The sequence below is a fragment of the Empedobacter sp. UBA2044 genome (assembly GCF_002333005.1).
In the GTDB taxonomy this organism is placed as follows: domain Bacteria; phylum Bacteroidota; class Bacteroidia; order Flavobacteriales; family Weeksellaceae; genus Empedobacter; species Empedobacter falsenii_B.
The window spans coordinates 37,975-45,155 of record NZ_DDBA01000017.1; the positions used below are offsets into that span (position 1 = coordinate 37,975).

At 31.5% G+C, this 7,181-nt stretch carries 7 protein-coding genes; 6 read left to right on the top strand and 1 reads right to left on the bottom strand.

Translation table 11 applies throughout. The features are described from left to right. Nucleotides 1–138: 138 nt before the first annotated feature. Complete coding sequence (locus B4E59_RS01815; protein WP_291050989.1) at nt 139–753, top strand: DUF6088 family protein; 615 nt, start codon at nt 139–141, stop codon at nt 751–753. Then, nucleotides 743–1,741 (top strand): nucleotidyl transferase AbiEii/AbiGii toxin family protein, encoded by a 999-nt coding sequence (locus B4E59_RS01820; RefSeq protein ID WP_291050992.1) that lies wholly within the window; start codon nt 743–745, stop codon nt 1,739–1,741. The genes B4E59_RS01815 and B4E59_RS01820 overlap by 11 nt, the downstream gene beginning before the upstream one ends. A gap of 72 nt (nt 1,742–1,813) precedes the next feature. On the opposite strand, the gene B4E59_RS01825 is transcribed toward B4E59_RS01820, so the two are convergent. Continuing rightward, nucleotides 1,814–2,725, bottom strand: a complete 912-nt coding sequence (locus B4E59_RS01825; RefSeq protein WP_291050994.1) for an IS481 family transposase — start codon at nt 2,723–2,725, stop codon at nt 1,814–1,816. Between the two features lie 255 nt (nt 2,726–2,980). Between B4E59_RS01825 and B4E59_RS01830 the strand changes: the two genes are divergently transcribed. Genes B4E59_RS01830 through B4E59_RS01845 form a run of 4 tightly spaced genes read left to right on the top strand, consistent with a single transcriptional unit; the run spans nt 2,981 to nt 7,156 of the window. Further along, nucleotides 2,981–4,528 carry a type I restriction-modification system subunit M gene (locus B4E59_RS01830; protein WP_291050996.1) on the top strand — a complete coding sequence of 516 codons (1,548 nt, stop codon included), beginning with the start codon at nt 2,981–2,983 and terminating at the stop codon, nt 4,526–4,528. Further along, nucleotides 4,525–5,553, top strand: coding sequence for a virulence RhuM family protein (locus B4E59_RS01835; RefSeq protein WP_219035294.1), 1,029 nt, complete (start codon nt 4,525–4,527; stop codon nt 5,551–5,553). Before B4E59_RS01830 ends, B4E59_RS01835 begins: the two co-directional genes overlap by 4 nt. Continuing rightward, nucleotides 5,550–6,818 carry a restriction endonuclease subunit S gene (locus B4E59_RS01840; protein ID WP_291050998.1) on the top strand — a complete coding sequence of 423 codons (1,269 nt, stop codon included), beginning with the start codon at nt 5,550–5,552 and terminating at the stop codon, nt 6,816–6,818. The genes B4E59_RS01835 and B4E59_RS01840 overlap by 4 nt, the downstream gene beginning before the upstream one ends. Nucleotides 6,819–6,856: 38 nt before the next feature. Continuing rightward, nucleotides 6,857–7,156 carry a GIY-YIG nuclease family protein gene (locus B4E59_RS01845; protein ID WP_114999448.1) on the top strand — a complete coding sequence of 100 codons (300 nt, stop codon included), beginning with the start codon at nt 6,857–6,859 and terminating at the stop codon, nt 7,154–7,156. Nucleotides 7,157–7,181: the final 25 nt, after the last annotated feature.

Here is a 7,181-nt window from a genome sequence, read left to right on the forward strand (position 1 = left end):
TGATCTTTTCAAACTAGCAGCAGATGATGAATTTGGGCGAAAATTACAAGATATAGAATTACTATAATTACATTTTTAAAATTAAATTTTGTCACAAATTTTCACTAAATTTGTGACATAAAATTAACCAAAAACAAAATGAAATCAGCTAAAAATCAAATAGAAACAAAGATTTCAAAATCATCTTTTGGCAAAATATTTTTTTTAGCTGATTTCTCAAAATATGGCTCTTCAGATAACATCCGTAAAGTACTTTCTCGTTTAGAAAAAGAAGGTTTAGTTGAGCGTTTAGCTCAAGGTATTTATCTTAAACCTAAAAAAGATTCGTTGTTAGGTGCTATTTATCCCACAACTGAAGAAATTGCGAAACAAATCGCACAACGGGATAAAGCTCGTATTGCTCCTACAGGTGTCTTGGCTTTATATTTATTAGGATTAACAACTCAGGTTCCTTTAAAAGCTGTATATCTAACTGATGGATCACAACGCGAAATCAAAATAGGAAATCGTACAATTCAATTCAAAAAAACAGTCCCTAAAAGCTTTGCCATTAAAGATGAATTATTACACTTGATAATTCAATCTTTTAAAGAAATAGGACAAAAAGAAATAACAGATGATTTTTTAAATCAAATACACCCTAGTGTGCTACAATTAAATAATGAAGTAGTTCAAAAACAATTAAAGTACGCTCCTGTTTGGATTCAAAAACAAATTATTAACCTTACGAAAGACAATAACAATGTGGATTAACCTTACGAAAGAACAAAAAATTCAGATACTTGAACAGACAAGTATAGCTAAAGGTTTACCTGCATTTGTAATAGAGAAAGATTGGTGGGTTTGTATTTTGTTGAAAGCTATTTTTCAATCACAATATGCTAATTCAATTATCTTTAAAGGTGGGACATCATTAAGTAAGGCTTATCATTTAATTGATCGATTTTCTGAAGATATTGATTTAATTATCGATCGTCATTTATTAGGATTTGATGAATTAAATTCAAAATCTCAAATTAAAAAATTACGAAAAGCTTCAGATGGATTTATTATCAATGAGTTTAGAGAAGAGTTAATTCAGAAGTTGGATCAATTAGGAATTAGCAAAGAATTATATGAAATCAAATACAACGAACATGTAGACGATACAAGTGATCCTAATACATTAGAAATTTATTACCAATCTGTAGTGCCTGTAAATAATTCTTATATTCAACAAAGAGTATTATTAGAAATTGGGGCTCGTTCCTTAACAGAGCCATCTGAAACAAAATCTATTATTTCTTTTATTGATGAAAATTATAAAGATTTACCTTTTACTGAACCTGATTTTAATGTCCAAGTAGTAATTCCAACACGTACATTTATAGAAAAAGTTTTATTACTTCATGAAGAGTTTTCTAAACCTATTGATAAAATCAGAACAGATAGATTAACTCGTCACTTTTATGATTTAGATAGAATGATGCAAGCAGGTTTTGGTGAGAAAGCGATAGTTGATGACAATTTATTTCAGACTATTGTAGATCATCGTAAAACAGTAAATCCATTAAGAGGTTTAGATTATTCTAATCACGAAAAAGGAAAATTAAGCATTATTCCTCCTGAGGAAATTCTATCAAAATGGGAACAGGATTATAAAACAATGCAAGAACATATGATTGTTGGAGAGAGTTTGAATTGGTTAAATTTGTTAAATCAAATGAAAAAAATTCAAGAATTATTTAACCAACAAGATTAAATTGTAATAAATAAGACTGATTCTTTTATCGGATATTGTTGTACTTCATCACCTGCTAGACTTTAAATATAATTATTTTAGTTTAAATTTTAGTATTTCATAGGGTGTTTTTCCTTTAAATGAACCATGAGGTCTATTGAAATTATAAAAGTTTTCCCATTGCTCTAATTTTTGATTTAAATCCACATCATCTGTGTAATTTAAAAGCTGGTAAAATTCTTTTTTATCAGTTAAATGAGATCGTTCAACTTTTCCATTCAACTGAGGTGTTCCTACCTTTATAAATCGGTGTCTCATTCCTAAATCTTGAACATGCCAATGAAATTTTGATTGAAATTCATGTCCGTTATCTGTTTGAATTGTATTAATTCTGAAGGGAAATTTTTCTACAACATAATTTATGAAATCAATTGAACTTAATTGATTGTGCTTTTCACAGATTTTAAGTGCTCTAATTCGAGTAGCATCATCAATCACTGTATATTGAAATCGCTTGATTTTAGTACCATTTACATCATGGAAAATTAGAGATTTAACATCAACTTGTACATGATGACCAGGCGTTTCTTTTTCATATCTTATACTATGCATAGCTCTTCTAGTTACTTTTCTGTCTAACCTAGTAACATTATTACGCTTTAGAATACGATAAACACTTGATTCTGATATTAAAATATCATGATAACGTTCTAAATACCATTTAATTCGCCAAGTCCCTAATTTATGTTCTTTTCGAAGTTCTAATACTTTATTTACAATCTCTTGCTTAATTTGGTTAGGAAAAGTATGAGGAGTTGGTTTCTTTCTGAGTAAACCTTCTTCTCCATGTTCTTCATATGCTTTTTTCCATTTATAAAATGTACTCTTTTTAACACCATAAAATTTATAAGCTATAGTGTTATTTCCATATTCTTTAGCATATTTTAGAACTTGTAGTTTTTTACTATAAGTTAAGTAAGCTTCTATTTCTTTTGTCTTTTTCATCATCATAAGGCTATATTAGTTTTTTTACTAATTTAGTCTACGAGGATATGACGTACCCACAGGAATTAATTCAAATTGAAAAATAACTATGCAAAAACATTGCACACATAGAATGTATATTTGTACAAGTAAAAAACAAACCAATACAAAAAAGCACTAACGTCTTATTTTGGCGTTTAAATGCATTAAACTTGTAATGTTTTCAATAATGATTATACAAAAGATAAATTTTATCTTTAAAAAGAAATAAAGACAATGACAAATACAGCCCAAAGAGCAGAACTACAAGCCAAAATCTGGAAAATTGCCAACGAAGTACGTGGCTCAGTAGACGGATGGGATTTCAAACACTTTGTGTTAGGAACTTTATTCTATCGTTTCATAAGTGAGAATTTCACTAATTATATCGAAGGTGGTGACGAAAGTGTAAACTATGCAAAATTAGCAGACGACATCATCACACCAGAAATCAAAGACGATGCTATTAGAACAAAAGGATATTTCATTTATCCAAGTCAATTGTTTTGTAATGTAGTCGATACTGCCAATACAAATTCAAACTTAAATACAGACCTAAAAGCTATATTTACGGATATTGAAAACTCAGCAAATGGATACGAGTCTGAACAAGACATCAAAGGATTATTTGCAGATTTCGATACAACAAGTACACGTTTAGGAAATACCGTAGAAGATAAAAACAAACGTTTAGCTGCAATTTTAAAAGGAGTTGCCGAGTTAAATTTTGGTAGTTTCGAAGAAAGCCAAATCGACTTATTTGGGGATGCTTACGAATTCTTAATTTCTAACTATGCAGCCAATGCAGGGAAATCGGGTGGTGAATTCTTTACACCTCAAAACGTATCGAAATTGATTGCGCAATTAGCCATGCACAAACAAACTACGGTAAACAAAATCTACGATCCTGCTGCTGGTTCGGGTTCTTTGTTGTTACAAGCAAAAAAACACTTCGATAACCACATTATCGAGGATGGTTTCTTTGGGCAAGAAATCAATCATACGACATACAACTTAGCGCGTATGAACATGTTTTTGCACAATGTCAATTACGATAAATTCAACATCCAATTAGGAGATACTTTAACCGATCCTCATTTTATCGACGATAAACCTTTCGATGCCATTGTATCTAATCCTCCTTATTCGGTGAATTGGGTAGGTTCGGATGATCCCACTTTAATTAACGATGATCGTTTTGCACCAGCTGGAGTTTTAGCACCAAAATCAAAAGCAGATTTTGCGTTTGTCTTACATGCGCTTAATTATTTATCAAGTAAAGGGCGTGCAGCCATTGTATGTTTTCCTGGTATTTTCTACCGTGGTGGAGCAGAACAAAAAATCAGAAAATATTTAATAAAAGAAAATTTTGTAGAAACAGTAATCAGTTTACCTGCAAATTTATTCTTTGGAACTTCTATTGGCGTAAATATCTTAGTTTTATCAAAACACAAATCTGAGTACAAAACACAATTTATCGATGCGACAGGTGAGGACTTCTACAAGAAAGTAACCAACAACAATATGTTAGAGGATGTACATATCGAGAAGATTATGCAGTTGTTTGATGCGAAAGAAAATGTAAAACATGTTGCAGTAACCATAGAGAATAAGATAATTGAAGAAAACGATTATAACCTTTCGGTAAGTTCGTATGTAGAAGCGGTAGATACACGCGAAGTGATAGACATTGAAGTGTTAAATACTGAGTTAGCTGAAACTGTGAACAACATTTCATCTTTACGTGCAGCGATTGATCATCTTGTAAAAGAAATCGAAGGATGAGTGAAATAATTTTATATACTGCAGAAGATGGACAAACTAAAATTAATGTCCAATTGGATGACGATACAATTTGGTTAACGCAAAAACAATTGGTTGAATTATACCAAACTTCAAAATCAACAGTAAGTGAACATATTAAGAATATTTTTACAGAAGAAGAACTGATTGCAGAAGCAACTGTTCGGAAAATCCGAACAGTTCAAATAGAAGGTAATCGTGAAGTTTCTCGTGAACTGGATTATTACAATCTTGATATGATTATTGCTTTGGGGTATAGAATAAACTCGAAGATTGCTACAGGCTTTCGTCAATGGGCAACCAATCGACTGAAAGAATACATCGTAAAAGGGTTCACGATGGATGATGAACGCATGAAAAATTTGGGTGGAGGCAATTATTGGAAAGAACTTTTAGACCGTATTCGTGATATCCGTTCAAGTGAAAAGGTAATGTACCGCCAAATATTAGATTTGTACGCTACAGCAACCGATTACGACCCAAAAAGTGATGCAAGTGTAACTTTTTTCAAAATTGTACAAAACAAATTGCATTATGCTGCTCATGGGCATACTGCAAGCGAAGTCATCTATATGCGTGTAGATAGCGATAAGCCTTTTGTTGGATTAACCAATTTTAAAGGCGATGAGCCTACACAAGCTGAAGCGATGATTGCTAAAAATTTTTTAGAAGAAAAAGAATTACGCGTATTAAATAACTTGGTAGCAGCCTATTTTGATTTAGCCGAATTAAATGCCATTGAAGAACGCCCAATGTGTATGAACGATTATATCCGAGAGTTAGATAATATCCTGAATTCGACAGGACGCAAAGTTTTAGATAATGCAGGGAGTATCTCTAATGCCGCAATGAAAGAGAAAGCAACCTTAGAATACAAAAAATACAAAGCCAAAACCCTTAGCAATGTGGAAAGTGAATACCTAAAAACCATTACAATCTTAGAAAAACAAGCTAAAGCAGGCGATAAACAGGCTAAAGCAAATAACAAAAAAGGAGGGAAATCATGAGTAAATTAGACGAGTTATTAAAAGGGGTTGATGTGGAGTGGTTGCCTCTGGGAGATGTGTGTAAAATTATTGGTAGAATTGGTTATCGTGGTTATACAAAAAAAGATATAGTAGAAAATAAAGATGGTGCAATTGCATTAAGTCCATCCAATATAATAAATGATAAAATAAACTATGAAAAACTAACTTTCATTAATTGGGATAAATATTATGAATCACCTGAAATAATGATTCACAATGGTGATATAATTTTTTGTAAAACAGCGTCAGTTGGTAAAACAGCTTATGTTGAAGATTTACCATATTTAGCTACCTTAAATCCACAGCTAGTTGTTTTTAAGGAAATTAAGTGCTTAAGTAAATTTTTATCATATTGCTTAAAAACTGAAAATTTCAAAATAAGTTTAAATAAAATTATAGGTTTAGGATCAGTCCCTTCAATTTCACAGAAGGATTTATCAAAACTTAAAATCCCAATTCCTTGTCCAGATAATCCAGAAAAATCCCTTGAAATCCAACAAGAAATTGTTCGTGTGTTAGATGAATTAACTTCGTTAAGCAACCAATTAACAACCGAACTAGAAACCGAACGCCAAAACCGTAAAAAACAATTCGAATTCTTCCGTGAGCAGTTGTTTAGTTTTGAGGAAGGTTCAATAATATTCAATAAATTAGGTGATATTGGAGAATTTCAAAGAGGTAAAAGATTTGTTAAAACTGATATGATTTCAGAAGGGGTTCCATGTATTCATTATGGAGAGATGTATACACATTATGGTATTTGGGCTAATGAAACTAAATCATTTTTAAGTAAGGAATTAGTTGATACTAAAAAATTAAGATTAGCTAAGAAAAATGATGTTATAATGGTTGCAGCAGGTGAAACGATTGAAGATATTGGAAAAGGAACTTCGTGGTTAAGTGATCAAGGAGTCGTTTTTCATGATGCTTGTTTTTCATTTACTAGTCCACTTAATCCATCATATGTAGCATATTTTACTCGAACTAAGCAATTTCATGATCAGATTAGAAGAAATATATCATCTGGAAAGATATCTGCAATAAATTCAAAAGGTTTAGAAAAAGTTTATATACCAATCCCACCACTAGCAGAACAAGAACGCATTGTAAAATTGTTAGATCAATTCGATGCTACACATACAGCCATTGAAGAAGAGATTACTAAGGAAATCAAACTAAGAACCCAACAATACGAATATTACAGAGAAAAGTTATTAAGCTTCCCGTCATTGCGAACAACGTGAAGCAATCCAGAAAAGCAACCCCAAACCAGTAAACCAAAATGAAAAAAGGAGGTGTAGTCTATATTATGGCAAACAAAAGAAACGGTACTCTATACACAGGTGTAACAGCCGATCTAAAAAGACGTGTATACGAGCATAAAACAAAATATAATTCCGAATCTTTTACGGCAAAATATAACTGCACAATCTTAGTTTATTACAAAAGCTTCCATTCAATTGAAGACGCAATAACAGAGGAAAAAAGAATAAAAGCAGGTAACCGAAAAAATAAATTAAAACAAATAGAAACACTCAACCCAAATTGGATTGACTTATGGGATGAAATAAATGAATGGTAACTCCACGTCATTGCGAGCAAAGCGA

Coding starts and splice junctions, on each gene's coding strand:
- B4E59_RS01815 (WP_291050989.1), top strand. CDS start 139: ATGAAATCAGCTAAAAATCAAATAGAAACAAAGATTTCAAAATCATCT.
- B4E59_RS01830 (WP_291050996.1), top strand. CDS start 2,981: ATGACAAATACAGCCCAAAGAGCAGAACTACAAGCCAAAATCTGGAAA.
- B4E59_RS01825 (WP_291050994.1), bottom strand. CDS start 2,725: ATGAAAAAGACAAAAGAAATAGAAGCTTACTTAACTTATAGTAAAAAA.
- B4E59_RS01845 (WP_114999448.1), top strand. CDS start 6,857: ATGAAAAAAGGAGGTGTAGTCTATATTATGGCAAACAAAAGAAACGGT.
- B4E59_RS01835 (WP_219035294.1), top strand. CDS start 4,525: ATGAGTGAAATAATTTTATATACTGCAGAAGATGGACAAACTAAAATT.
- B4E59_RS01820 (WP_291050992.1), top strand. CDS start 743: ATGTGGATTAACCTTACGAAAGAACAAAAAATTCAGATACTTGAACAG.
- B4E59_RS01840 (WP_291050998.1), top strand. CDS start 5,550: ATGAGTAAATTAGACGAGTTATTAAAAGGGGTTGATGTGGAGTGGTTG.